Annotated in this window: 28 protein-coding genes and 1 pseudogene; 19 read left to right on the forward strand and 10 right to left on the reverse strand. The window is 63.1% G+C overall.

The window, feature by feature from the left end; translation table 11 throughout:
- The first annotated feature begins 45 nt into the window (after positions 1-45).
- Positions 46-654 carry a dihydrofolate reductase family protein gene (locus AYX22_RS05165; protein WP_207596451.1) on the forward strand — a complete coding sequence of 203 codons (609 nt, stop codon included), beginning with the start codon at positions 46-48 and terminating at the stop codon, positions 652-654.
- A gap of 132 nt (positions 655-786) precedes the next feature.
- Positions 787-2,445, forward strand: coding sequence for a RecQ family ATP-dependent DNA helicase (locus AYX22_RS05170; RefSeq protein WP_207596453.1), 1,659 nt, complete (start codon positions 787-789; stop codon positions 2,443-2,445).
- A 42-nt stretch (positions 2,446-2,487) separates the two neighbouring features.
- Here the strand turns inward: AYX22_RS05170 and AYX22_RS05175 are convergent, their stop codons facing one another.
- Together AYX22_RS05175 and AYX22_RS05180 are read right to left on the reverse strand one after the other, a co-directional pair.
- The gene (locus AYX22_RS05175) at positions 2,488-3,402 is read right to left on the reverse strand and encodes an NAD(P)H-hydrate dehydratase (RefSeq protein WP_207596455.1); all 915 of its coding nucleotides are present in this window, start codon (positions 3,400-3,402) and stop codon (positions 2,488-2,490) included.
- Positions 3,386-4,171 carry a histidine phosphatase family protein gene (locus AYX22_RS05180; RefSeq protein WP_207596458.1) on the reverse strand — a complete coding sequence of 262 codons (786 nt, stop codon included), beginning with the start codon at positions 4,169-4,171 and terminating at the stop codon, positions 3,386-3,388. The genes AYX22_RS05175 and AYX22_RS05180 overlap by 17 nt, the downstream gene beginning before the upstream one ends.
- A gap of 124 nt (positions 4,172-4,295) precedes the next feature.
- Between AYX22_RS05180 and AYX22_RS05185 the strand changes: the two genes are divergently transcribed.
- Entirely contained in the window at positions 4,296-5,591 is a 1,296-nt protein-coding gene (locus AYX22_RS05185; protein WP_207596460.1) for an NAD(P)/FAD-dependent oxidoreductase, read from the forward strand.
- A gap of 55 nt (positions 5,592-5,646) precedes the next feature.
- Here the strand turns inward: AYX22_RS05185 and AYX22_RS05190 are convergent, their stop codons facing one another.
- Positions 5,647-6,375 carry a 3-keto-5-aminohexanoate cleavage protein gene (locus tag AYX22_RS05190; protein ID WP_207596462.1) on the reverse strand — a complete coding sequence of 243 codons (729 nt, stop codon included), beginning with the start codon at positions 6,373-6,375 and terminating at the stop codon, positions 5,647-5,649.
- Positions 6,376-6,464: 89 nt separating this feature from the next.
- On the opposite strand from AYX22_RS05190, the gene AYX22_RS05195 reads away from it, so the two are divergent.
- Positions 6,465-6,926, forward strand: a complete 462-nt coding sequence (locus AYX22_RS05195; protein WP_207596464.1) for a GatB/YqeY domain-containing protein — start codon at positions 6,465-6,467, stop codon at positions 6,924-6,926.
- Positions 6,927-6,931: 5 nt separating this feature from the next.
- On the opposite strand, the gene AYX22_RS05200 is transcribed toward AYX22_RS05195, so the two are convergent.
- From AYX22_RS05200 to AYX22_RS05210, 3 genes are all read right to left on the reverse strand, one after another.
- A complete protein-coding gene (locus AYX22_RS05200) occupies positions 6,932-7,663 on the reverse strand; it encodes a DUF72 domain-containing protein (protein ID WP_207596466.1) in 732 nt (243 codons plus the stop codon).
- 40 nt (positions 7,664-7,703) lie between these two features.
- Entirely contained in the window at positions 7,704-7,931 is a 228-nt protein-coding gene (locus AYX22_RS05205) for a hypothetical protein (protein WP_207596468.1), read from the reverse strand.
- A gap of 101 nt (positions 7,932-8,032) precedes the next feature.
- Positions 8,033-8,491, reverse strand: a complete 459-nt coding sequence (locus AYX22_RS05210; protein WP_207596470.1) for a MarR family winged helix-turn-helix transcriptional regulator — start codon at positions 8,489-8,491, stop codon at positions 8,033-8,035.
- Between the two features lie 139 nt (positions 8,492-8,630).
- Here AYX22_RS05210 and AYX22_RS05215 point away from each other — a divergent pair, with 139 nt between their 5' ends.
- The 11 genes from AYX22_RS05215 to AYX22_RS05265 all read left to right on the forward strand — a co-directional run bounded on the left by AYX22_RS05215 (position 8,631) and on the right by AYX22_RS05265 (position 18,663).
- The gene (locus AYX22_RS05215; protein ID WP_207596471.1) at positions 8,631-9,581 is read left to right on the forward strand and encodes an SDR family NAD(P)-dependent oxidoreductase; all 951 of its coding nucleotides are present in this window, start codon (positions 8,631-8,633) and stop codon (positions 9,579-9,581) included.
- A gap of 2 nt (positions 9,582-9,583) precedes the next feature.
- Entirely contained in the window at positions 9,584-10,474 is an 891-nt protein-coding gene (locus AYX22_RS05220) for an amidohydrolase family protein (protein WP_207596473.1), read from the forward strand.
- 1 nt (position 10,475) lies between these two features.
- Positions 10,476-11,693 (forward strand): acyl-CoA dehydrogenase family protein, encoded by a 1,218-nt coding sequence (locus AYX22_RS05225; protein WP_207596475.1) that lies wholly within the window; start codon positions 10,476-10,478, stop codon positions 11,691-11,693.
- Between the two features lie 39 nt (positions 11,694-11,732).
- Positions 11,733-12,188, forward strand: coding sequence for a MaoC family dehydratase (locus AYX22_RS05230; RefSeq protein WP_207596477.1), 456 nt, complete (start codon positions 11,733-11,735; stop codon positions 12,186-12,188).
- A gap of 38 nt (positions 12,189-12,226) precedes the next feature.
- Entirely contained in the window at positions 12,227-13,552 is a 1,326-nt protein-coding gene (locus tag AYX22_RS05235; protein WP_207596479.1) for an MFS transporter, read from the forward strand.
- Between the two features lie 12 nt (positions 13,553-13,564).
- On the forward strand, positions 13,565-15,115 hold the full coding sequence (menE, locus tag AYX22_RS05240; RefSeq protein WP_207596481.1) for an o-succinylbenzoate--CoA ligase: 1,551 nt from the start codon (positions 13,565-13,567) through the stop codon (positions 15,113-15,115).
- Positions 15,116-15,336: 221 nt separating this feature from the next.
- Entirely contained in the window at positions 15,337-15,831 is a 495-nt protein-coding gene (locus tag AYX22_RS05245; RefSeq protein WP_207596483.1) for a DUF805 domain-containing protein, read from the forward strand.
- A 156-nt stretch (positions 15,832-15,987) separates the two neighbouring features.
- Positions 15,988-17,205 carry an L-2-hydroxyglutarate oxidase gene (gene lhgO, locus AYX22_RS05250; protein ID WP_207596484.1) on the forward strand — a complete coding sequence of 406 codons (1,218 nt, stop codon included), beginning with the start codon at positions 15,988-15,990 and terminating at the stop codon, positions 17,203-17,205.
- Positions 17,206-17,268: 63 nt separating this feature from the next.
- Entirely contained in the window at positions 17,269-17,472 is a 204-nt protein-coding gene (locus tag AYX22_RS05255) for a hypothetical protein (RefSeq protein ID WP_207596485.1), read from the forward strand.
- Between the two features lie 126 nt (positions 17,473-17,598).
- Positions 17,599-17,901, forward strand: a complete 303-nt coding sequence (locus AYX22_RS05260) for a DUF4193 domain-containing protein (RefSeq protein ID WP_207596486.1) — start codon at positions 17,599-17,601, stop codon at positions 17,899-17,901.
- Positions 17,902-18,117: 216 nt separating this feature from the next.
- Positions 18,118-18,663 carry a hypothetical protein gene (locus tag AYX22_RS05265; protein WP_207596487.1) on the forward strand — a complete coding sequence of 182 codons (546 nt, stop codon included), beginning with the start codon at positions 18,118-18,120 and terminating at the stop codon, positions 18,661-18,663.
- A gap of 93 nt (positions 18,664-18,756) precedes the next feature.
- Here AYX22_RS05265 and AYX22_RS05270 read toward each other — a convergent pair whose 3' ends face one another.
- Positions 18,757-20,295 (reverse strand): APC family permease, encoded by a 1,539-nt coding sequence (locus AYX22_RS05270; protein WP_207596488.1) that lies wholly within the window; start codon positions 20,293-20,295, stop codon positions 18,757-18,759.
- 12 nt (positions 20,296-20,307) lie between these two features.
- Positions 20,308-20,469, reverse strand: a pseudogene (locus AYX22_RS05275) (agmatine deiminase family protein); the annotation flags it as partial.
- A 300-nt stretch (positions 20,470-20,769) separates the two neighbouring features.
- On the opposite strand from AYX22_RS05275, the gene AYX22_RS05280 reads away from it, so the two are divergent.
- Entirely contained in the window at positions 20,770-22,404 is a 1,635-nt protein-coding gene (locus AYX22_RS05280) for an HNH endonuclease signature motif containing protein (protein WP_242703536.1), read from the forward strand.
- 99 nt (positions 22,405-22,503) lie between these two features.
- On the opposite strand, the gene map is transcribed toward AYX22_RS05280, so the two are convergent.
- Entirely contained in the window at positions 22,504-23,280 is a 777-nt protein-coding gene (gene map / locus AYX22_RS05285) for a type I methionyl aminopeptidase (protein ID WP_207596490.1), read from the reverse strand.
- A 68-nt stretch (positions 23,281-23,348) separates the two neighbouring features.
- Here map and AYX22_RS05290 point away from each other — a divergent pair, with 68 nt between their 5' ends.
- Complete coding sequence (locus tag AYX22_RS05290; protein WP_207596492.1) at positions 23,349-23,651, forward strand: helix-turn-helix transcriptional regulator; 303 nt, start codon at positions 23,349-23,351, stop codon at positions 23,649-23,651.
- An 18-nt stretch (positions 23,652-23,669) separates the two neighbouring features.
- Here AYX22_RS05290 and AYX22_RS05295 read toward each other — a convergent pair whose 3' ends face one another.
- Positions 23,670-24,251, reverse strand: coding sequence for an XRE family transcriptional regulator (locus AYX22_RS05295; protein WP_207596494.1), 582 nt, complete (start codon positions 24,249-24,251; stop codon positions 23,670-23,672).
- A gap of 129 nt (positions 24,252-24,380) precedes the next feature.
- On the opposite strand from AYX22_RS05295, the gene AYX22_RS05300 reads away from it, so the two are divergent.
- Both AYX22_RS05300 and AYX22_RS05305 read left to right on the forward strand, forming a co-directional pair.
- Positions 24,381-25,370, forward strand: a complete 990-nt coding sequence (locus AYX22_RS05300; protein WP_207597485.1) for an NAD(P)/FAD-dependent oxidoreductase — start codon at positions 24,381-24,383, stop codon at positions 25,368-25,370.
- A 184-nt stretch (positions 25,371-25,554) separates the two neighbouring features.
- The gene (locus tag AYX22_RS05305) at positions 25,555-25,767 is read left to right on the forward strand and encodes a hypothetical protein (RefSeq protein ID WP_207596496.1); all 213 of its coding nucleotides are present in this window, start codon (positions 25,555-25,557) and stop codon (positions 25,765-25,767) included.
- Positions 25,768-25,771 lie beyond the last annotated feature (4 nt).

The following is a 25,771-nucleotide window of genomic DNA, read 5'->3' on the forward strand; positions in this document are numbered from 1 at the left end:
TGGTCTCAGCCTTGACAACCCGCAGGCACCCACGACACTGATGTCATGTATAGGAATTGCCGGGTCTCGGCCCAGTTTTCGATGTCCCTGGACGGCTTCATCGCCCGCGTGGATGACACCGTGGGGCCCTTGTTCGATTGGTACGAGGCCGGGGACGTTGAGACCTGGATGCCGGGACATCCCGTTCCGTTCCACCTGAGTGAAGCCGATGCTGCGTACTGGAACTCACTTCCGCGTGAGGGGGCGTTCATCTCAGGCCGAAGGCTGTTCGACATCACCAAGGGGTGGGGAGGCCATCCGCCCAATGAATCGCCCACCGTGGTGTTGACGCACCGCGAACTCCCAGTGGATTGGCCGCCCACCAGACGGGACGGCCGGCCCGTGCCCTTCGAGTTTGCCGGGGACCTGGAAACGGCGCTGGAGCGGGCCGCCGTTCACGCCGCCGGCGGAGAAATCGGAGTTGCCGGGGCAGACGTCGTGCAGCAGTGCCTAAGGCGCGGCGTGGTGGATGAGCTCCGTGTGGACCTGGTGCCGGTGCTGCTCGGAAGCGGTATCCCGTGGTTTGGAGCACTGGATGGCGACCTCCTGTTTAATGAGCCCGTAATTGTGCCGGGCACCCGGGTGACCCACCTGGTCTACCGGGTCCGCCGATAGGGGCGAAGGCAACAGGGCGTTATCCACAGCGGGTCAAGCAGCGGACGACGTCGGGTCCCCGCCTCCGCTAGGCTGGACACCTCGGCTGATGCAAGTGGCCGCAGGAACCTCTATGCGGAGCCACCCTACGAAATGTCTGTTGACCTTGCCCTGAGCGCCCTCGCGGCGTCCTCTTTTTCCCTTCCTGAACTGCGTGATGGCCAACTCGCAGGTATGAGCGCCCTTGCTGAGGGCCGTGATGTCCTGGCTGTCATGCCCACCGGGTACGGCAAATCCGCAACCTATCAGGTGGCGGCACAGTACCTTTACCAGCAGACGGGACGGCCCGCCGTCGTGGTGTCGCCTCTCATTGCCCTGCAGGAGGACCAGCTTGACGGGCTAACGGAGGACCTGGGCCACCATGCCGCCGTCGCCATCAACTCTTCCCGCAGCGATTCCGAAGTGGAGGCCGCCTGGCAGGCGGCCGAATCCGGCAAGGCCACCTTCTTGTTTCTCGCTCCGGAGCAACTGGCCAAGCAGGCGACCGTAGAACGGATCGCCGCGCTGGACATCACCATGTTCGTGGTGGACGAGGCCCATTGTGTGTCCTCCTGGGGCCATGACTTCCGCCCCGATTACCTCGACTTGGGCACCGTCCGCGAACAGTTGGGCAACCCACCTGTGGTGGCGCTGACTGCCACCGCCTCCCCGCCGGTGCGCGACGAAATCGTGGAACGGCTGGGAATGAAGGCCCCCTTGGTCCTGATCCGCGGCTTCGACCGGCCAAACATCAGCCTCACAGTGGTCCGGCACCAGGAAGACAAAGCCAAGCGGGAAGCCGTGCTGGACCACGTTGCCTCCCTGGCCGCGGCGAAAGGGATGGGATTGCTGTACGTTGCCACCCGCAAGGACAGCGAAAAGTATGCAGCCAAACTGACAGATGCCGGGCTCCGTGCGGAGGCGTATCACGCGGGCAGATCGGATACTGACCGGGAGACCATCCACGAGTCGTTCATGGATGACCAAGTGGATGTAGTAGCGGCCACAACGGCGTTCGGCATGGGCATCGATAAGCCCAACGTGCGGTTTGTGGTGCATGCCGACATTCCGGCGTCATTGGACTCGTACTACCAGGAGGTTGGCCGGGCCGGCCGGGATGGCGCGCCCGCCGAGGCGATCCTGCATTACCGGGCGGAGGACCTGGGGCTGCGTAAGTTCTTCAGCACCCATTCCCCGGACCCCGATGCACTAACGGCGGTGCTGAAAGTCATCAAGAATGCCGGCGCTCCCGCCCCGAAGACCGCATTGGTGGAACTCACGGGCTTCCCCGCCCGGCGGATCACCGCACTGGTGAACCAGTTGGAAGAAGTGGATGCCGTCAGCACCGGCAAGCGTGGAACGCGGCTTGAATCGAAAGCCAGGCTGTCCACCCTGGTGGGCCGCGCCGTCGAACGTGCTGAGGCCCGGCAACGAGTGGAACAGTCGCGGCTCACCATGATGCGCGCCTACGCGGAGACGGACAGTTGCCGCCGCCAGTTCCTGTTGGGCTACTTCGGTGAGGACCTGCCGGAGCCTTGCGGCAACTGTGACTCGTGCGCTGACGGGCACGACGACGGCAGGCTGGACCGGGCGCCCGTCTCCGACGCGGAGGAGACGTTTCCTTTGCAATCCACGGTGGTGCATAAGGAATGGGGGCAGGGCTTGGTGATGCGCCACGAGGATGACGTCATCACTGTCCTGTTCGAGCAGGAGGGCTATAAAACCCTGTCCCGTTCCGCCGTCGTCGAGCATGAATTGTTGAAGCCTGCCTAGGTGCCTGCGGCAGCCGCCGGCCGGCTGCCGCAGGGCTGGAGCTCAGGTGTTCAGCTCCAGCATCAGGGCCGGCAGTTCGTCGGCCAGTTCGCGTGCCAGGAAACCCAACGGGCCGAGCTTGCTGGCCAAACGGTCAGCCGCCGCTGCGTGAAGGTGGGTTCCCCAACAGGCGGCCTGCGCATCACTGGTTCCCCGTGCCCGCAAACCGGCTACGGCGCCAGCGAGAACGTCACCGCTGCCGGACGTCCCCAGTCCGCCGTACCCGGTGGTGATTTTCCATAACTTCCCACCTGCGCCCGACGGCCCGGCAATAATGCCCTGGCAGCTCACCACTGCATCAAACCGGTCTGCCACAGCGGCAACATCGCGTTCGAGGTCTTCCACGTCCCGGCCCAGCAATATCCCGGTCTCCGTCGGATTGGGCGTCAGGATCAGCCTTCCCCGCCACGGTTCGAGCTCCTCCTCGATCCTGCCCAGCACTCCCAGGGCAAAAGCATCAAGAACGACGGCGGGACCTCCCGCGGTGCCGCCGCCGTCGTCGGACTGTTCCTGCTCCAGTAACGCCCGCAGCAGTGCCTCAGCGAGGTCGAGGTCGTCCAGGCCGGGCCCAATGAGGAGGGCGTCCGCCTTCTCCAGGTCGCCGGCGATGCGCTCCAAGCCTTCTCCGGTCACTGAGCCGTTGGGGTTTTCGGGCAGGCCAACAGATCCGCATTCAGGCAAGGCCACGCCAATCTGCACCGCAGCGGACTCGGCGACTGCCAGGGTGATTTTCCCGGCCCCGGCACGGAGCGCCGCAGTGCCGGCCAGCAGCGCCGCGCCGGGCGTAGTCCGGGCCCCTCCGATCACCAGCACTGCTCCCCGCGAGTACTTGTCCTCGCCCGGTGCCGGCAACGGCCAGTCACGCAGCAGCGAGGGCGTCACCAGGATGGCGGCACTGGATTCACTGCGGGTGGACACTGGCGTCTCCTGCATGTTCTGTCACTGCCACTCCCTGCTCGGCCAGATGGTCAGCCACATTGAAGCTCTCCAGTTCCCACGGGCCTGAGCCGGTGGGACGTACGTAACGGGTGATCGACGCATTCAGCACCGACGTGGTCGCGGCCAGGTCCAGGATTTCGTCCTCGGACATCCCTTCCAGGACGTAACGGACCAGCAGGATGACGGCATCGTGGCAGACCAGCATCACGCGGTGCCCTGTTCCCAGGGTGTTGAGCTCATCCAGGATCGAACGCAGGCGGAGTGCGACGTCAGCCCACGACTCCCCGCCGGGCGGGCGGTAGTACAGCTTGCCCAGCCAGAGCCGCCGCTCGGCTTCGTCGGGGTACCTCGTCTCGACGCCCAAGCGCGTCAGCCGGTCCAAAATACCCAGTTCCCGGTCCCTGAGGCGTTCATCGGTGAGTACCTTGACAGGCCAGCCGGCGGTCTCCACAGCGATTTCCGCTGTCTGTCTGGCACGGGCATAGGGGGAGGAAACCACAGCATCGGGCCGGAGCTCTTCGGCCATCCGGGCGAGCGCCGTTCCCAGTGCTTTCGCCTGCTCCCGGCCGGTGCCGGATAAGTTCACGTCGGGATCCCTGGCAGGAACCTGGATAACCTCCGCTCCAGCCAAGCGTGCCTCCGTCGCGGCCACGTTTCCTTCGCTTTCACCGTGCCGGATCAGCAGCAACTCCACGGCACCGGCCTCCTGGACTGCGTCCGTCAGTCCGTCCTCGTTCACAAAGATCACTCCTCCGCGTGTGTTGCCGAATGCAGAACACTACCCAGTGCGTACCCACGGGTCCAGAGAATAAACGCACGACGGCGTCCGGGAACCTCTGTCGCCCGGACCTTCAGTGAAGTAAGTTGCTCGCATGGAGGACTCATATCAAGTCATCGTTGTGGGTGCCGGATTCGCGGGCGTAGCGGCAGCCAAGGAACTCGGGCGCAAAGGCGTCAAGGTCTTGCTGATCGACTCGAACAACTACCACCAATTCCAGCCACTCCTTTATCAGGTAGCTACATCCCAGATCGGAGTCTCGGCAATTGCGCGGCCACTCCGGTCCGTGTTCCGACGCTTCAAGTCGGTTAAGGTCCTCACGGCGAAGGTCGAGTCCGTGGATGCAGCACAGCGGTCCGTCAGCACGGAAGACGGACAGACCCTGCGCGCGAAGATCCTCGTTATTGCAGTCGGCGCCGTTCCGAACTTTTTTAATACCCCTGGCGCAGAGGAGTTGGCGTTCCCGCTGTATTCCGTCACAGACGCCACCAGGCTGGGCACTGGCCTTACCCGGCTGCTGGACCAAGCCGACAGAAACCCCGACGGTTCCGTCGACGTAGTGGTGGTGGGAGGCGGGCCCACCGGCGTGGAGACCGCCGGAGCGATGGCGGAAAACGTCAAATATGTGGTGAGCAAGTATTTCTCGCCGGAGCTCGCAGCACGATGCCGGGTGCATTTGGTGGACATGGTTCCCAGTGTCCTGAACATGTTCTCCAAGAAATCCCAGAGCTATGCCACTGATCATTTGAAGAAGGTGGGCGTTCACCTTCATATGGGAGTGGGCGTCACCGAGGTCCGGCCGGACGGAGTGATCCTGGCAGACGGCAGCTCCGTGCCGGGACAGATCGTGGTGTGGGCCGGAGGCCTGAAAGCGGGCGATCTCATTGCCGGGTCCGGGCTGACGCAGGGGAGAGGGGGGCGCATTGACGTCAACACTGACCTGACGGCTCCGGACGCGAAGGGCGTATACGTCATTGGGGATTGCGCCAACATCACCGACTCCACCGGTGCGAAGCTTCCGCAACTGGGGTCCGTGGCTCAACAGGCAGGAAAATGGGCCGCCAAGAACATCCTTGCGGACCTCGGCGGGGGCATCCGGACGCCCTTCCACTATGTGGATAAGGGTTATATGGCGATGGTGGGTCGTGGCGCCGCAGTGGCAGAGTTGGGTCGCAAGCGAATCCAGCTGCAGGGGATTTTCGCCTTCTTATCCTGGCTCCTCGTCCACCTCGCATTGTTGTCCGGCCTCCAACAAAAGATCCGTGCCTTGTTCTCCTGGCTCAACGGCTATCTGCTGCATAGCCCCGCGCAAGTTGTTGTCAGCGGGCCCATCGAGAAGGAACCAACGGAACAGGATCCACCGGGCCCGGAGGTTTCCCAGGGGTCCTGACGAGGAACCGGCAGCTGTTTTGCGGGGTCCCTGGTTGAACAGCCGCGCTTCTTCTTCAGGCGGCAAGCAAGTTCTTGGCTGCAGCAATCAGCTCAGCATTGCCTTCAGCGCGCTCTCCATGGGGGAGTAGGAGCGTATCTTCGAGACCGATTCTGGTGTCCAATCCCCACCGGGCTGCCAGCTTCAGCGCAGCCCAGGTGGACCGTTCCTCGCCGTGGAGCAGGGTCGGCACCTGGACCGCTGGTTCCCGCAACAGTTCCAAGAGACATTTGGCCTCGCCTTCCACAGCCTCGGCCGGGATGTCCTGTAGCTCGATCAACACCCTCAGGCATTCAGCCCGGAATGGCGAGCAGGCCCATCGGCGGGCAGCGTCCGCATGCCAGATTCCCGCCTCGATGCCAATACCGCGGGCGTGAAGGGCGCCGGCCACTTCTTCGGCACCGTCCTCGTGCCAATTTACGGATGCAAAATCCGGTGCCTCACGCCATGACTCCACCATCTTCACGCGCGACGATGCGTCGGGGGAAGTCCAGGCACCCGTTGTCACGCCCACAGGTACGTCAGGACAGGCATGACGCACTGCGCGCAGCCATTGGGTGACGTAGTGCGGTTCCATGGTGTCCGCGCCCTGAGGATTCTTAGGATGGACATGCAGGCTGTGGGCGCCTGCAGCCACGGCCGCCGCAGCTTCCTGGGCAATCATGGCGGGATCTGCCGCCAGCCGTTGGTGGAGCGAGACGTTCCGAGCCCCGTTGAGGCAAGCCTGTAGCATCACACCGCCCATGGTACGAGGTTGTCTCCGTGGGGCGGGATCTTATTGAGCGGCCAAACTGGGAAGATAGCAGAAGGAATCCCGAATCAAGGAGCAACATCATGACCCTCAAAGAACGCCTGAAAGCCGACGTGGTTGACCACATGAAGGCGGGCAACAAGGTTGCGCTGACCACAGTGCGCAACGTGCTGGGTGAGATTACTACCCGTGAGAAGTCCGGGAAGACGCCGGTCGAGTTGGACGACGCCCAGGTGACATCACTGCTCCAAAAGGAAGCCGCCAAGCGCCGGGACACTGCCCGCATCTACACGGAGGCCGGCGAATCCGAGCGCGCAGCCGCCGAAGTGGCGGAGGCTGAAATTATCGAGGCTTACCTGCCAAAGGCCCTGACCAGGGAAGAAGTGGAAGCAATCGTCGACGACGCCGTCCAGGCGCTGAAGGCTGATGGCCAAGAGCTTTCCATGCGTTCCATCGGAGCCGTGATGAAGCCCGTCACCGCCAAGGTTGCAGGACGTTTTGACGGCAAGACTGTCAGCGAGATCGTGCGCGGACGCTTGGCGTAGCGAGGTCAGTTGACCCCCAGCAGCCACCGCAAAGTGTCAGCGTTTCGCACGGCGTTACCACCGCCGTCGTTGTTGAAGTAGACGTACACGTCCTTGCCGGAACCGTCCCACTCCCGAATCCGTTCCGCCCACCAGCGGAGATCGTCATCGGAGTATGAGCCGCCGTAGAGGTGCTCATGGTCCGGGCCGTGCAGTCGAACGTAAACAAACGGCGCGGTGGCGCGCAGGATGCAGGGCAGATTGGCGCCACTCATGATGCAGTATGCGGCCCCGTGGCGCTCCAGCAGTGAATAGACGTCGGGGTGGTCCCAGCTGTCGTGGCGGAACTCGACGGCAACTCGGATCCAGTGGGGCAGGGCGGCCAGGAAGTAGTCCAGCCGGGCGTCGTCGCGGGCAAAACCGGGTGGGAGCTGGACCAACAGGACGGCCCGTTTGTCGCCGAGCTCGTGCCAGCAGCGAATGATCCGTTCCACCCACACCTCCGGGCTGTACAGCTTCTTGGCGTGTGTGAGTCCCCGTGGCGCTTTGACGGACATGGCAAAGCCCGGAGGCAGGCGGTTTCGCCAACTCGCAAACGAGGTGTCCCGGGGCCAGCGATAAAAGCTCGCGTTGAGCTCCACTGTGGTGAACCTGGCCATGTACTGGGCCAGGCGCTTTGAAGCCGGAAGCCCCGGCGGATAGAGCACATTTTCCCAGTGGTCGTAGCTCCAGCCCGAGGTGCCGATGTGGATGCCCATGGTGTGAATGTACCCGCGCTGGACCTCCCCAACCCGGGTGTTACAGCTTGCCGCTCCGGGCCATCAGGGCCTGGAGATCTTCGGCCACCTTGGCTACTTCGCGCTGCCGGGCGCTGGGCGTTGGATTGGAACCGGGTTTGCTGCTGCGCGTTGCCGGGTGTGCAGGCCGTCGGGACGTGCGGGCTGGGCGGTGAAGCTGCGGATCGCGCGAGGGCGCGTCGACAGTGACGGCTCCCTGCAGGGGATCGTGGAAGAGTGGGAGGTTCATACTTCCCGATCCTGACAGAAGCGGCCCTGGGCCGGTATGGACAGGTGCATACGCCGTCACGGCACGGCTGTGCAAATGTCCATCCGGGCCGGGGCAGGCACCTAGCCCCAGAGAGCCTTCTTCAGCAGGGTCCTCAATTGGGCATTCTCGTCCTCGCTGAGTCCCGCAAGCTGGGTCTCTTCGCACACTTCAAGGGCAGCCCTCGCCTTGTTGTGGATCCGCCGGCCCTCGGCTGTGGAGACGATGATCTTCGCCCGGCGGTCCTGTTTGCCCTGAGCCCTCTTGACCAAGCCGCGGTGTTCCAGGTCGTCCACAAGGCTGACCACCTGGCTGGGGTCCAGGCTGAGGAAATCGGCGAGCTCCCGCTGCGTAGGTTCCAGCCCGCTGCACGCAAGAGTCAGCACGGAGAAGGACCGCTCCCTGAGTCCGTAATCTGCCAGGGCCTTGTTGTTCAGCAGTGAACCCGTGGCATGCAGTTTGGCCAGCAACAGGCCCACATCGCTGCCGATTTTTGCTGCGGCCAAGCGCGGGGTTTCCACTTCGGTGCTTTGCGGGCCCATGACAACTCCAATAGTAATGAAAAACAATCGTTGACTTTTTCAATGATCCGTATTCTCATTGATCATGACAAGGATCTCACGACGCAGTGGGATCGGCCTCACCGGCTCCGGCCGGTTACTGCATGCGAAGGAGCACGCCATGAGCTTGAACGGCAAGGTTGCAATCGTTACTGGAAGTGGACAGGGTCTTGGACTCGCTTATGCGAGGGAGCTCGCCCGCCAGGGTGCCGCCGTCGTTATTAATGACGTGAACGCTGAAACCGCTGCGGAGGCTGTCGCGCACATTGAGGCCGACGGTGGCCGGGCCGCCGCCGTGGTGGTTCCGGTGGGCAGCACTGATGCTGCGAAGGCGTTGGTGGCGGGTGCTGTTGAAGCATTTGGCCGGCTGGACATCCTGGTCACCAACGCCGGGATCCTGCGGGACAAGAGCCTGTTGAAGATGACGGATGAGGATTTCGATCTGGTCATCAACGTCCACCTGCGCGGAACCTTCACCTGCGTCCGCGAGGCGTTCGCCTACTTCAAGGAAAACAACATTCCCGGGCGGATCATCACCATCGGTTCGCCCACGGGCCAGCGCGGTAACTTCGGCCAGACCAACTACGCCGCTGCCAAGGCCGGGATCGTGGGCATGGTCCGGACCTGGGCGCTTGAGATGAAGAAGGCGGGCGTGACCGTCAACTCCGTCATTCCGGTGGCGGCGACGGCGATGACCAGAACGGTCCCGTATTTCCAGAAGGCCGTTGAAGCAGACGAGCGTGGCGAGGCCATGCCGGCGTTCTTCCGCCACGACCTCGGTTTCGGAACGGCCGACGACGTCGCCGGGCTGATTGCCTTCCTCGCCTCTGACGCGGCCGCCGGGATTACCGGCCAGGCAATCGGTGCCGGTGGTGACCGGCTCCAGGTCTGGACCCACCCGGCGGCGGCCACCACCGAGTACCGCGACGGTGGCTGGAGCTACGAGGCCCTGCAGGAGAATGCAGCTTCGCTGTTTGGTTCGGATGCGCTGCAGAGCTACGGCGAGGAATTCCTGCCGCTGCCTGAGGAACTCCGGCCCGAGCCGGCGGCCGTACCGGCGCAGGCCCGCTGATCATGGCCGACCGCTACGAACTGGGCATCGACGTTGCGAAGCTCGACGCGATCGACATGCACGTCCACCTGGAAGTGGACAGCTGCGGTCATGGCTCGCTCCCGGAAGAACTGACGGAGGCCTCGGCGAAGTATTTCAAGTCCGAGGACAGGACGCCGTCCCTGGACCGGATCGCTGAGGTATACCGCGAACTGAACATGGCCGCCGTCGTCTTCACTGTCGACGCGCGGACGCAGCTCAAGCATGAGCCCAACAGCATCCCGGAGCTGATCGAGGGCGCTGCCCGGAACAACGATGTGCTGATTCCCTTCGGCAGCGTTGATCCTCGGACGGGGGAGGACGCAATCGCCGGGGCGAAGCACCAGGCTGTTGAACGTGGTGCCCGGGGTTTCAAGTTCCACCCCTCGCTGCAGGGCTTCGACCCGTCCAATGAGGCCTTCTATCCGCTCTGGGAAACCCTTCAGGAACTTGGGCTGCCGTGTATTTTCCACACGGGCCAGAACGGCATGGGTGCAGGGCTGCCCGGTGGGTATGGGATCAAGCTCGCGTACTCCAACCCGTTGCTGCTGGATGCTGTTGCCGCTGACTTTCCGGGCCTGCAGGTCATCATGGCCCACCCCTCGGTGCCGTGGCAGGACGAGGCGAACTCGATCGCGACGCACAAGTCCAACGTGTTCATTGACCTGTCCGGATGGTCGCCGAAGTATTTCCCGGAGTCGCTGGTGAAAGCCTCGAATTCGGTGCTGCAGGACAAGGTCCTGTTCGGCACGGACTACCCGCTGATCACCCCGCAAAAGTGGCTGGGTGCGTTCGCTGACCTGCCACTGAAGGATGAAGTCCGTCCAAAAATCCTCAAGGACAACGCTGTCCGGCTGCTGGGACTCGGTGGCTGACATGACCACGAGTACGGCAACGAATGCGGAACAGCGGCTCTATTCCGTGGCGGACTGGTACGACGCCGAAGCACTCCTCACCACTGAAGAGCGTCAGGTTTTGGGCCGGCTGCGCGGCTTCCTTGAGGCGGAAGCGAAGCCACTGCTGGCTGAGTACTGGGAACGGGGAGAGTTCCCGGAGCAGTTGGCTCAGCCGCTGATCGATCTTGACGTGATGGAACCTTCCGATCTCACCGTGGAGGGGCCGGCAAGAGGGATCTACCACGGCTTCCGGATCTTCGAACTGGCCCGCACGGACGCTTCGTTGGCAACCTGGTACACCGCCCAGGCGGGGCTGTTCAGGACAGCGATCCGTGTTGGTGCTTCCGAGGAGCAGCAGCGCGAGTGGATGCCCAAGGTCATCGACTTCTCCCTCAAAGGTGTCTTCTCGCTGACCGAACCAGGGCACGGCTCGGACATCGCCGGAGGGCTTTCCACCACTGCCCGTTTCGAAGAAGGTCCCGACGGCGGAAGCTGGGTTCTGGACGGCGCAAAGCGGTGGATCGGGGGCGCCTCCACGGCCGATGTATTGTGTGTGTTCGCCAGGGACGTTGCCGATGGACAGGTCAAAGCGTTCCTCGTGGACCGGACCGCCACCGGCGTCAGCCTGGAAAAGATCCATGGCAAAACCTCGCTCCGGATGATGCAGAACGCCCATATCACCCTGAACAAGGTCCGTGTACCCGAGGCCATGCGCCTCCACAAGGTGAACTCGTTCAAGGACGTTGCCTCGATGCTTCGGGCGATGCGCTCGGACGTAGCCTGGATCGCCACCGGCATTCAAGCAGGCGCGTTCGAAGCAGCGCTGGCCTACGTCAAGGAACGCCAGCAGTTCGGCCGGTCGCTGGGGTCCTTCCAGCTGGTCCAGGAAAAGCTGGCCCGGATGCTCGGCAACATCACCGCTTCGCTTTCACTGGTGGTGCGGCTGACTGAGCAGCAGGGATGGGGCATCTACCGGGACCAGGACTCGGCCTTGGCCAAGATGCAGACGTCCTTGATGATGCGCGAAACCGTCGCCTTGGCCCGTGAAGTGGTGGGCGGCAACGGCATCACCCTCGCGGCCGACGTCGCGCGTTTCCATGCCGATGCCGAAGCCGTCTACTCCTACGAAGGCACCCACGAGATCAACGCCCTCATCGTGGGACGCGCCCTCACCGGCGCCAGCGCCTTTACCAACTAATCCTTCTCAAACCTCAACACCAACTGCCAGGAGGCAAAGATGCCCAATCTCGTCGTCGATTTCGACACCCTGCTCACCATGTCCGGCAAGGACCTCGGCACCACCGATTACCGCGAGATTACCCAGCAGCAGATCAACCTGTTCGCTGACGCCACGGACGATCAGCAGTGGATCCACACCGACCCCGAGCGCGCCAAGAGCGGTCCGTTCGGGGCTCCGATCGCGCACGGCTTCCTCACCCTGTCCCTGATCATCCCTTTCTGGGGCGAACTGTTCGACGTAGACGGGGTCACCACCAAGGTCAACTACGGCCTGGACAAAGTCCGCTTCACCTCCCCGGTCAAGGTCGGCTCCAAAGTCCGTATGAACGGCAGCATCGCCGAAGTTACCGAAGTCAAGGGCGGCGCCCAGATCAAGGTCAACGCCACCATTGAAATCGAAGGCCAGGAACGCCCCGCTGTCGTGGCCGAATTCCTGGCCCGTTTCTACAAATAAAGATCCAATTCCCTTCCCTCCTCTCCCAAGGAACAGCCATGTCAGGACACACTGCGCTCGCACAGCCGAGCACGGCCGCCAAGCGCAAAGAGGCGCGCACGGTCATCATGTCCAGCTATCTGGGCAGCACCATCGAGTTCTACGACTTCCTGCTCTACGCAACAGCGGCAGCGGTCGCTTTCCCCAAAGTCTTCTTCGCAGGCACCGATGAATGGGTTGGCGTAGTTGCTGCCTATGCCACGTTCGCGGCAGGCTATGTTGCCCGTCCCTTGGGCGGCATCATCTTCGGCCACTTCGGCGACCGCATAGGGCGCAAGGGCATGCTGATCGTGTCCATGGCGATGATGGGCATTGCCTCCACGTTGATTGGCCTGATTCCGGGAGCCAGCGTCATTGGCCCGTGGGGAGCTGTGATCCTGGTGGTCCTGCGTGTCTGCCAGGGGATCGCTGTCGGCGGTGAATGGGGTGGGGCCGCACTGATGGCCCTGGAACACTCCGATCCCAAGAGGCGAGGCTTCGCGGCGTCGTTCGTGAACGCTGGCGCACCCACCGGGGCTGTCCTGGGCACCGTGGTCATGGGCATCTTCTCCGCCCTCCCGCAGGACGCATTCCTGGCATGGGGCTGGCGGGTGCCGTTCCTGTTGTCCTTCGTGCTGCTGATCGTGGGCATGTTCGTGAGGTTGCGGGTTTCCGAAAGCCCCATCTTCGCCGAAGCCGTGGCCAAGGAAAGTGCCCAGGGGACCAAGCGCAAAATCCCGCTCCTGGAAGTTCTGAAACGCCCCAAGGCGCTCATCATGATCATGTTTGCCGGTGCCGCCGGCTTCGGACTGCAGGTAGTACTGCCCACCTTCTCCGTGACCTACGCCGTATCCAAGGGCGCACCACAGCAAGGCGTGCTCTATGCCTTCGCAGGTGCCTCGGCTATTTCCATCCTGTTCGTCCTCTTGGGCGGCAGGCTCTCGGACCGTTTCGGCCGCCGCCCGGTCATGGTGACTGGCTTGGCCTTGTTCATCCTTTACCTGTTCCCCATGTTCGGGATGCTCAGCTCCGGCAACATCGCTTTGGTCTTCCTGGCCTTCACGGTGGCGCTGGTTCTGCACTCGTCCCTCTACGGACCCCTTGCCGCGTTTGTTTCCGAACAGTTCGGCACCACCAACCGCTACACGGGGGCAGCCGTCGGCTACCAATTGGCCACCCTGATCGGCGCGGGCTTCACACCGGGCATTGTGGCCGGCCTCTATAAGGACTCCGGCCAAAGCATCGTCCCCGTGGTGGTGTTCCTGTCCATCATGTCGCTGGTATCGATTGTCTTCATCCTGCTGACGCGGGAGTCTAAGAACAACGACCTTTCAACGGTCAGTTAGGAGTAGCACACCATGGACAACAACGGAGTTGGATCCTGGCTGCACCGCCGCCGCAATAAGTCCGGAACCGCAACGGCCCTCATTTCCGGTGATCAAGCGCTGAGCTACGACGCGCTCGCCGACCGCACCGACCGTTTGGCCAACGCCCTCAAAACCAGGGGAGTAACCAAAGGGGACCGCGTGGCCTACCTCGGTGAGAACCACGCGTCCTTTGTGGAGACGTTCTTCGCCTGCGGTCTGCTGGGCGCGATCTTCGTTCCGTTGAACACCCGCTTGGCGGCTCCGGAGCTGCAGTTTCAACTGCAGGATTCCGGCGCGCGGCTCCTGATCAACGCCGAGGCCCTGGACGTCGTGGCCTCCGCGTCCGTGACCGACACAGTGGTAACCCACCGTCTTGTAGTGGCGTCCGACGGCGGCACTGATGGTTCCGCCCATAAGCTGCCGTCCGGCGTCGAGCACTATGGCGAGGTGCTTGACGCTGCAACCGCGGAGCCGCTTGATGAGACCGTGACGCTGGACGACGCCGCCATGATCCTCTACACGTCCGGCACCACCGGCAAGCCCAAAGGCGCGCTGCTGACGCATGGCAACATCACGTGGAACTGCATCAACACGGTGGTGGACATGGACCTGAACCGCAACGATGTAGCGCTCATGATCTCGCCGCTGTTCCACGTAGCGTCCCTGGATATGGGTCTGCTTCCCATGCTCCTCAAAGGAGCCACCGTGGTGCTTGAAGCGAAGTTCGACGCCGGGCGGGTCCTGGAGTTGGTGGGCCGGCACAAGATCACCACGCTCAACGGCGTTCCCACCACCTTCCAGATGCTCTGTGATCACCCCGGATGGTCGACGGCGGACCTCAGCTCCCTGGATAAGCTCACGTGCGGTGGTTCCGCGGTACCGGGCAGGGTCCTGGAAGCATATGAGGCCCGCGGTATTGGATTCACCAGTTGTTATGGCATGACCGAGACCGCGCCTGGCGCAACGATGCTGCCGGTATCGCGGTCCAAGGAGAAGGCCGGATCTGCCGGGCTGCCGCACTTCTTCACGGACGTGCGGATCGCCGGTCCGATGGGCGGCGTTGCTCCCGCGGGCGAGGTAGGGGAAATCCAGATCTCCGGGCCCAACGTGATCAAGGAGTATTGGAACCGCCCGGAAGCCACCGCAGACAGCTACGCGGATTCCTCGTGGTTCCGCTCCGGCGACATGGGCCATCAGGACGCGGAGGGATTCCTGTTCGTGTCCGACCGGATCAAAGACATGATCATCTCCGGCGGCGAGAACATCTACCCGGCCGAGGTTGAGGCGGCCATCGCGGAGTTGACCGCGGTAGGGAGCGTGGCGGTGATCGGCGTTGCCGACGATACCTGGGGTGAAGTGCCCCGCGCCATCGTCACCCTGCGGGACGGAAGTTCCCTGACCGAGGAGCAACTGCGCTCGCATCTCGACGGCCGGCTGGCGCGGTACAAGATCCCCAAGTCAGTGGTGTTCGTTGAGGAAATGCCGCGCACGGCCAGCGGCAAGATCCGCAAGACGGACTTGCGGAGGCACTACGCCCTGTGACGCCGCCGGCCGGGCCCGGTGGAAATCGACGTAATTCGTGTCGGGTAATGAGGGGTCTGAGAGCAGCCAACGGCCGACATAATCCGTTATCAGGCTAAATCCGGGTTAATTTCATCCATCGAACTGCCTAATTGGCCTCGGGGGCATTACGATAGGCACGACTCATCACCTGAGTACGAACGCATCGTAACGACTCACACCTAACCCCGGGGGATATACCAATGAGCACTTACCCGCAACAACCGCAGCAGACCCAGCCCTACACCGCACAGGCTGGCGAACCGCCGCTGTGGGCACCGTACTACGGCGCTCCGATCGGTGCAGCCGTCAAGCGTTTCTTCAAGAAGTACACCGCGTTCAGCGGCCGCGCCAGCCGCAGCGAATACTGGTGGGTGGCACTGGTTCTGGGTGTCGTGGGCTTCGTCCTGCAGATCCTGACCCTGGTTCTTGGCAGCGCCGGCGCCACCGTTTCTGCAAACGGAACCACCACTCCTGGCCCGGGCTCTGTTGTCGGCCTGATTCTGGCCGTCGTTTTTTACCTGGCAATCCTCATCCCGTCCATCGCCCTGCTGGTTCGCCGCCTCCACGACGGCAACTTCAGCGGGTGGCTCGTCCTGATCGGCCTGATTCCCGGCTTGGGCGGACTTGCGCTGCTGGTGTTCTCGCTTCTGCCGTCCAACCCGGCCGGCCAGCGTTTTGACCAGCCGACTGCATAGTCAGCCAAGCACTAAGTAAAACGCTCCAACGAAAAAGGGCGGCGCCTCGTGTGCCGCCCTTTTTTGTGCCCTCTTTGTCCCCCCTTCACCGTTCCGCCCCGGCGGTCATGACATGCTGGGACTGACGCGGACCGAGCCCCAATGACGAGGAGTGCCATGCCCAACCGTCCACGCAGGAGAACCATCAGGCGTTGCGCCGTGGTGGGCGGTGGGATCATCGGTGTTGCGGTGGCCAGGGAGCTCGCCACCACACTCGACGGCGTCCAGGTCACCATTTACGAAAAGGAAAACCGGCTCGCGGCACACCAGACCGGCCACAACTCGGGTGTGGTCCATGCGGGCCTCTACTACGAGCCGGGAGGGCTGAAAGCAAGGCTGTGCCGCAGGGGAGTGGAGTTGCTGCGGGAATTTTGCGCCGCGAAGAACCTTCCCTATGAGGCCTGCGGCAAGTTGGTGATCGCCCAGACACCGGAGGAGTCCACGCGTTTGGACGCCATCTTCGCCCGGGCCACAGCCAACGGTGTCCCCGGAGTGAGGATGCTGGGCGGCGGGCAGATACACGATGTGGAGCCGAACGCCGTCGGACTTTCTGCCTTGCACTCGCCGGAAACGGCGATCGTCGACTATACGGCCATTACCGAGGCGCTCGCCGAGGACGTTCGAGCCATGGGCGGGACCATCCGGCTGGGGCAGGAAGTACTCGGGCTGGAGCAGCAGGCCAGTGGGGTAGTGGTGACCACCCGGGATGGTGGCGAACATTTCGACCTGGTGGTGGCGTGCGCGGGGCTCCAGTCGGACCGTCTGGCTGAGGCGACTGGCGAGCCGGCGACCCCGAAAATCGTCCCGTTCTTCGGCCAGTACTTCCTGGTGGGCCCCGAAGCCCGCCACCAGGTGAAGGGCTTGATCTATCCCGTGCCGGACCCCAAACACCCGTTCCTCGGCGTGCACCTCACCAAGCGGATTGACGGCGAAATGATGCTTGGCCCCAATGCCTTCATCTCCTTCGGGCGGGAGTCCTATGCCTGGAACCAGGTGAAGATGAGTGATGTTGCCAGCTATGCGCTCTTTCCGGGCTTCTGGAATTTTGCCCGGCAGAATGTGCCGTCGGCGGTCCGAGAATTCCAGACCGTAGTGAGCCGGAAGAAATTCATCCGGGAAGCGATGCGCTTTGTTCCGTCCTTGGAAGGCGCCAGCATCCTGCCCGGCACCCGTGGCGTGCGCGCACAGGCCATGAACAGTGATGGCTCGCTGGTGGACGATTTTGTGATTGCGCGACGCCGGGACACGGTTTTGGTGCGTAACGCACCATCGCCGGGGGCGACGTCGTCGATGGCCATCGCGGAGTACATCGTGGAGCAGGCGCTGCAGGACTGACAGTTAACACGCCGGTGACGCAGCCGAAACCGCCTCCACATCAGGGCTGGATACGGTTGCCGCATGATCGCTTCATTGGCTTCGCTGGCAACCCGTCTCGGCACCACCTTGGGGCAATGGATCGAGGCCGCCTACGTCCTGGATTGCGCTGAAGTGGAGGCCAGGGACGAGCACCGTCTGGCGTGGCTGCCCGCGCTGAGCGGCGTGACGGTGGCCAGCGCCCAGGCCATCCAATCGCACACTGCGAGGGTGCAGCCAGAGCCATAGAGAACGCTGCGAAAGCTGCCATATGTTGCGTTGGGCACACTATTCGTTAAACGCGGGGAGTATGCCCTAAACTGCTTCACTGAGGTGCCGGAATAGGCACTATGCAGCAACGAAAGCGAACCCTCAATGGCTACTGATTACGACGCCCCGCGCAAGACCGAAGAAGACTCTCCGGCTGAATCTCTTGAGGCTCTTCAGGCATCCCGTGGCAACGCTGCACAGACTGCAGTCATCGACGTCGAAGAAAACGACACTGCCGAGGGTATCGACCTTCCCGGTGCTGATCTTTCCGGTGAAGAGCTGACCGTCATTGTTGTCCCGGAGCAGTCGGACGAATTCACCTGTGGTTCATGTTTCCTGGTCCGTCACCGGTCCCAGATTGCGCTCGAAAAGAACGGCCTCAAGTTCTGCAAGGACTGCGAAGGCTAGATAACGCCGGGGTCTCGTTATCTTCGATCACGAACATGGGTGCGAAGGCCCTTAAAAACTGCCCGCACCGGCCGTGGATTTGGTATTTGATGTCCCTCCCGTGACCACCTTGTTGCCCCTTTAACGGTTATGCGCCGAAGCGGCAACAACCAGTCCAAAGTGGCTTGCGTCCTCCTAATGTTGAAGTATCAACTTCGCCTGAAGGGGGCACAAAAAATGAGGAAAATTGGAGCGGGTCTGGCAGCCGTCCTGGCCGCAGCCGGACTCGGTCTGGCGGCGCCGGGGCCTGCCTCGGCGGCATCTTACTGCGGACTTGCCTGGGGTTCGTTGGCCAAAGCCGACCCCGACATGAGTTCCGCCTACGTCACCAATGTCCGCACGGGCCAACAGTCGTGTTTCGACCGTCTGGTGATCGACATGACCGGAAAGGTGGCCGGCTATTCCGTCCGCTATGTCCCGGTAATCACCCAGGACGCCACCGGCTACCCGATCCCCGTGCTTGGTGACGCAGACCTGCAAGTGGTGGTGACTGCGCCGTCCTATAACCAGTACAGCCAGCCCACCTACCTGCCCGCAGCCAAAGCGGAGCTCTCCAACGTCTCCGGTTATCAGACCTTCCGCCAGGTGGTTTATGCCGGCAGCTTTGAGGGCACCACGAGCATTGGGCTGGGTGTCCGTGCCCGGCTTCCGTTCAGGGTCTTCACCTTGGACGGGCCCGACGGCGGCTCCCGCCTGGTGGTGGACGTCGCCCATCGCTGGTGATTGAAGCTGCGGGTCGCCGAGAATGTACGAAAGCGGCCAGTTCGCCGGAACTTTCCGGGTGAACTGGCCGCTTTTCAGCGTTTTCGACGCTCGTTATTCAGGCACCACCAAAGCCGGGGTATCCTTCCGGATTGTCTCGCCGCGGAAGAACCCGGGCCGGACGCGGGACATGATCAGCATGACAACGGCGCCGAATACCAGGATGCCGATGCCGAGGACGAATACCAGTCCCACTCCGAAGATCTCCGAGCCACTGCCAAACTCCGGAGCCCAGCTGTCCACTGCGGTCTGCAGGAACACCACGAACAGGCCTACGCCACCAATCAACGGGCATACGAGCCGCAGGAAGAAGTTCCGGGCATTGGCGAACAGGCTGTTCCGGAAGTACCAAACACAGGCGATGGCGGTGAGCCCGTAGTAGAAGCAGATCATCAGGCCCAGGGCCAGGATGGTGTCGTTCAGGACGTTCTCACTGATCACGTGCATCACCGCGTAGAAGCCCGCGGACAGGACGCCGGCCGCGACGGTGGCGAAGCCCGGCGTCGAGAACTTCTTGCTCATGTGGCTGAAGCGTTCCGGCAGGGCCCCGTAGTGCGCCATGGCCAGCAGGCTGCGGGACGGCGACGTGAAGGTGGACTGCAGGGACGCCGCGGAGCTGGAGAGCACGGCGAGGGACATGAGGATTGCGAACGGGCCCATTACGGGTGAGGCGAGTGCGGTGAAGACGTTTGCGTGGTTTTCCTCGTTGTTCAGGCCGATTCCTGTGTCACCCACGCCGGCAAACATCATGGTGGCGATGGTGACCAGCAGGTAGATGCCCAGGACTATGACGGCCGTGAGAGTGCCCGCAAGTCCGGCGGTCTTCTTGCCGTTGGCGGTTTCCTCGTTCACGGTCAGGCAGACATCCCAGCCCCAGTAGACGAAGATCGACAACGAGATGCCGGCTGCGATCTGGCCAAAGGTTTCGATCTTGGTGACGTCGAACCAGTCCCAGCTGAAGGGAACAGCCGTCTCTGACGTGGACCAGTTGGCGAAGGCCATGCCCACGAAAAGTCCAAGGACCAGCAGTTGGAAGCCCACCAAGCCGTACTGCACAATCTTGGTGGTGTGCAGGCCCCGGTAGCTGATCCAGACGGCCAAGGCCACGAATACGAAGCACGTGGCGACGTTAAGGAGCTTGTTGGAGGCGAGATCGGCGAGCTCCGGTGAGCCGGTGGCCTGCGCGAGGAACAGGTAGAAGAAGTCCACGGCGACGCCCGCCAGGTTGGACAGGACAATGATATTGGCCGCGAGCAGGCCCCAGCCACCCATCCAGCCCACCCAGGGGCCGAACGCTTTGGTGACCCAGGTGAACGTGGTGCCGCTGTCCGGGGAGTCTGCGTTAAGTTCCCGGTACGCGAGCGACACCAGGATCATCGGGATGAAGCCGATCAGGAAGATCACGGGCAGTTGCAGCCCCACTTCGTTGACCGTAGGGCCAAGGGCGCCCGTCAGCGTATACGCCGGGGCGATGGTTGAAATGCCAAGAACGACGACGGCGAGGAGCCCCAACTGCCCCGTCTTCAGTCCCTTGCCGCTGATGTCGTGCGACGTTGCAGCGTCACTGCCGCTGCGGCGGATTGTCTGGCTCATAAGAGGCCCTTTCTAGATGGCCGAAGGCTGTTGCTGCGTGATGCAGTGGATGCCGCCGCCCCGGGGGAAGAGTTCCCGGGCGTCAACACTGACCGCGCGGCGTCCGGGGTAGGAATCGGAGGGAATGCGGAGGGCGTTCCCGTCCATGGGGTCGTTGAAACTGCAGGCGATGACGTCGTCTGCGACGGCAGGCGCCAAGCGCTCAAGCGAAGACTGCCTCGGGTTGGGCCTGTGCTGGCGCGGCGCCGAGTGGGGTGTTCAATCATGGTGGCAAGTACTCCGTGAGACGACAATCACTAAATGAATAGCGTTCATTTAGTATGGCGGGAGTCACGCTTGAGCGCAAGAAGGGTCCAGAATGCCATTCGTTTATGACTGGTGCGGGGGCGGCGTTGGCTGGGGTGCGCAGGGGTGTGTGCAGGGGGCCATGGTGAGGCCGCTAATAATGTCTGTGCCCTCTGGGAGAGTATGGACATGGAGCAGATTCGGGAACCGCAAGCGGGGGCAGTAGTCTCTGCTGCGCTTGTTCCTGCGCCAGTTCCTGCCTCTTTTCCGGGCACAATGGCGGTCGATTCCGGGCGTGCTGCTCGGCTGACGGGTCCAGTTGTTGACGAGTCCGGTCCCTCCGGTCCTATCAGCGGTGATCTGATCGATCAACTGCGGGCGCTGGAGGCGATGAAGTCGGCCATCGTTGGTTTGCAGGCGCGGATTGCCGTGGCTTTTGATCTGGCGCAACGTCACGAACAAGCCGAGGCCGGTGTTCCTTCGTCCGAACGAGGCAGGGGTGTGGGTGCGCAGGTGGCGTTGGCGCGGCGGGAGTCCCCGAACCGGGGCTCCCGGCTCTTGGGGTTGGCGAGGGCGTTGGTGACGGAGATGCCGCGTACGTTGGCCGCGTTGGAGTCAGGTCAGCTCAATGAGTGGCGGGCGACCCTGCTCGTGAAGGAGACGGCATGCTTGTCCGCGGAGGACCGGTGTGCGGTGGACGAGGAACTCGCCCCCGACACCGGCACTTTCGAGGGGAAGGGTGATCGGGCGATCATCGCGGCGGCCAAGGCTGCGGCGTACCGGCGTGATCCTCGCTCGGTGGCCCAGCGTGCCAGTCATGCCGCGACCGAGCGGACCGTGAGCCTGCGTCCGGCGCCGGACACCATGACGTATCTGACGGCCCTGCTTCCGGTCGCCCAAGGCGTGGCTGCCTACGCGGCCTTGACCCGGGCTGCTGATTCGGCCCGTTCCACTGGGGATGCCCGTGGCCGTGGCCAGGTCATGGCGGATACCCTCGTCGAACGCGTCACCGGCACGCCCGGCGGCGTCGCGGGGGTAGATCTGCAGCTCGTCATGACCGACCGGACGCTCTTTCAGGGCGACAGTGAACCAGCCCGCCTCAAGGGCTACGGAATCGTCCCCTCAGAATGGGCCAGAACCCTGGTCGGTGCAGGAAGGTCAGCGCGATCAGGACACAAGCCGAAGGCCGGTCCCGAGTTCTGGCAGCAGCAGGGCCTGCGGCCGGGCTTCGGGTCCTGGCCGGACCAAAACTCGCGGGCCGCACGGTCTGGGCCGCCGAGACAGGAGGTCGCGGGGAGGCTGTCGGGCATAGAAGTCCCGCCGAGCAAGGAAGTCCCGCCGGAGCAGGATCGCGAGTTTACGGTGTGGCTTCGCCGGCTTTACACCGCGCCGGCCACCGGCGAGCTCCTGAGCATGGACTCCAAAGCGAGGATCTTCCCGCCGCGGCTTAGACGCTTCATCGAAACCCGCGACGACACCTGCCGCACCCCTTACTGCGACGCGCCCGTCCGCCACATCGACCACATCGTTCCGTGGCACTCAGGCGGTACTACTACAGTGACCAACGGGGCTGGACTTTGCGAAGCCTGCAACCACACCAAGGAAAACCCCGGCTGGACCGCGAGCCCGATCAACGGGGGCGTCCACACATTAGAACTCCGCACGCCCACGGGGCATGCCTACCGTTCCCAGGCCCCACCTTTGCCGGGGAGGGATCGCTCCGCAGGCGATGGCCGTGCCGTGATTGATGCTTCGTCCGAAGATACGGATCGGGCCGTGCCAGACTTAGCCCGGCAAAAGCGGCAGAACCTTGCCCGTTTTTAGGTCCCAGAACCCACGCCTGGAGCGCTCTCTTGTCGGGGTGCCTACTAATCGGCGTCAGCCCACCATGGCGGGCATGCCGGGACCAATCCAGTCAGCTGCCTAGGGGAGTGTCGGCAGCGTGAGGATTTCGGCTCCGTCCTTGGTGATGGCAATCGTGTGCTCGCTGTGGGCGGTGCGGCAGCCAGTGACGCTTCGGAGGGTCCAGCCATCCGCGTCAGTGACCAGCTGCGCAGTGTCCGCCATAACCCAGGGTTCCAAAGCCAGCAGCAAGCCGGGGCGGAGTTTGTATCCGCGGCCGGGCCGTCCCATGTTGGGCACGTGCGGATCCTGGTGCATGGTCGATCCGATGCCATGGCCACCGAACTCTGTGTTGATGGGGTAGCCGGCCTCGCCGAGGACTGAACCGATGGCGTACGAGAGGTCGCCGATGCGGGCGCCGGGGCGGGCAGCCGCGATACCGGCACGCAGGGCCCGTTCGGTTGCGTCAATCATCGCGACGCTTTCCGGGGGCTGTGATTGACCCACGATGAAGCTGATGGCCGAGTCTGCAGCAACGCCGCGAAGGGAGACGGCGAGGTCGAGGGTCAGCAGGTCGCCGTCGGCAAGGCTGTAGTCCCGGGGTAGGCCGTGCAGGACGGCATCGTTGACGCCGGTGCAGATGTAGTGGCCAAAGGGCCCTCGCCCAAAGGAAGGAGCGTAGTCGACGTAACAAGACACGGCTCCCGCTTCAAGGATCATGGCCTTGGCCCACTGGTCGATGTCCAGGAGGTTTGTCCCAACTGCGCAACGGCTCTTCAGGGTGTGCAAAATGTTGGCGACCAGGGCGCCCGCCTCCTTTGCGCGGAGCAGTTCGGCAGGGCTAAGGATCTCGATCATGCGGCAACTTTCTCTCATGTGACCAATAACTATCCCGGCCATATTATCCCGGTATTAGAATTGGAGCCATGGTCAGGTTGCCGCTAACACCCGCAGAGGCCGAGCGTGGACAGCGTCTCGGTGCTCTCTTGCGACGCGCGCGGGGTGAGCGCTCGATGTTGGAGACAGCCCTCGACGCCCGTGTCTCGCCGGAAACACTCCGGAAGATCGAGTCCGGCCGCGTGGCGACGCCGGCCTTTCCCACTGTCGCCGCGATCGCCGAGGTCCTTGGCCTTTCCCTCGACGAGGTGTGGGCGGAGATTAATCGGCCCGAGCTCGGTGTTGAGCCAGGAGGTTCCCGCCGGAACGCCCGTGAATGGCTGGCCTCCTAGGGCTCAGTGTCAACAATCTCATCGCTGGGGCCGCGCCCTGACGTGAAGCCGCTCGCCCTGCTGGCCGAAGAGTGTCAGCAGTTCCACCGGCTCCGTGGTGGCACTCGCAAACCAGTGCGGAGTGCGCGTATCGAATTCCGCTACCTCGCCCGGCTTGAGGACGAGGTCGTTCTCGCCGAGTACCAGCCGTAGTTTGCCATTGAGGATGTACATCCAGTCGTAGCCCTCGTGGGATTGCGGTTGGGGAATCTCCTTGCCTGTGCCGCTCTTCAAAACCATTTTGAACGCCTGGATTCCGCCGGGTCGCTTTGTGAGCGGAAGGGCTGTGCCCCATTCGTGGACGTGCGGCTTGAGGTGGACGCGTGGATCACCCGTTTGCGGAGCATCAATCAATTCTTCGAGGGGAACCTGATGCAGCCGCGCTATGGGGAGGAGAAGTTCCAGCGTGGGTTTGCGCTGGCCTGACTCCAATCGTGAGAGCGTGCTGACGGAAATGCCTGTAGCTTCCGAGGCCTCGGCGAGGGTCACGTTGCGTTGGGTCCGCATGGCGCGCAGGCGCGGACCGACGGCGTCGAGCATGGTGCTGAAATCGGTCGTCATGCCTTCAGTTTGCCATAACGGCAAATTTCCTTGCTGATCCTGCTGGTGGTGCCGAACCATGGAAGAAGCGGCACAAAGCCGCCTGGAACCCGTGGAGGCACAGTGAGTGAAGAACCAAGCAAGAGCCAAATGGCCGGACAAGCCGAACAATACGACGTCGTTGTCGTCGGTGGTGGCGCGGCTGGGTTAAGTGCGGCGGTCACGTTGGGGAGGGCTCTTCGGTCAGTCCTCGTTGTCGACGGCGGCGAGCCACGGAATGCACCCGCCGCGGGCGTGCACGGCTTCCTGTCCAGGGACGGGATCAACCCCCGGGAACTACTGGCACTTGGACGCGCGGAGGCGAGCCAGTACGGGGCCGAGGTGGTGGCCGGAACAGTCGTCGCGGCACGTTCGACGGCGGACCCCACCGCAGGTGCGGAGCTTGCGTTCGAGCTCGACTTGGCCGACGGCCGGACGGTGGGTGCCCGCCGGCTGCTCGTCACCACCGGTTTGACGGACGTCTTGCCCGACATTGAGGGCATCCGGGAACGTTGGGGACGCGACGTTCTCCACTGTCCCTATTGCCACGGCTGGGAGGTGCGGAACAAGGCTATTGGAATTCTGGGGTCAGTGCCGATGGCGTTGCACCAGACGCTGCTGTTCCGTCAATGGAGCCCCAACATTACGCTGTTCCTCAACGACGTCGTGGAGCCGACGGAAGAAGAATGGGAGCAATTGCGTGCCCGTTCCATCACCGTGGTGGACGGCAAAGTGCGGTCGCTGGAAGTAACCGATGACGCCTTGAGCGGCGTTGTCCTGGCTTCGGGCACAGTGGTTCCGGTGGAAGCCGTGGTGACCGGAACCCGTCTGGAGGCCCGGTCTGCCGTGCTGGAATCCCTGGGCGTCCCCTCAGTGCAGCATCCTATTGGAGTGGGGACCCACGTTGAAGTGAATCCGCAGGGTGGGGCGACCTCGGTGCCAGGTGTCTATGCTGCGGGAAACGTCACCGATCTTATGGGCCAGGTGATGGCCTCCGCGGCTTCGGGGAATATGGCTGGGGCCGTGATCAATGCCGACCTCATCGCCGAAGAGACCAGACTGGCAGTGGACGCCGCGCGGTTGTCGATGCTGTCAGGATGAATGGTCGGTGGACCTGCTTCGCTGGCTGATCCAGCGCGAAGTCGGCGCCAGCCTCTTCTTCGACCATCGCGACCCGGCCATGGTGAGCTGGTTGGGCAACCGCCGTTACAACTGATCAAAAAACAGTCGACTTGTCGCGTTGACGAGAGGACCATTAAAGGACAGCCGTTGAAGGAGGTTGGGTATGTGTTACGCGTACTACGACGACTTCGAGCGGCGCACGAAGAAGGACTCCGCGCGCAAGCCCGAGATGTACACGTCTGATGCAAAAAAGGAAGAAGCCCCGGCTGAGAGCCGTCCACGGACCGAAGGAACGCTGTGGACCTTCCTGGCCCGCCGTCGCAGGGAATTTGAGGTTTCCGAACCGAAGATCGACCGCATCCGCGAGAAAGTCTAGGCAG

Source organism: Arthrobacter sp. D5-1 (assembly GCF_017357425.1).
Lineage (GTDB): Bacteria > Actinomycetota > Actinomycetes > Actinomycetales > Micrococcaceae > Arthrobacter.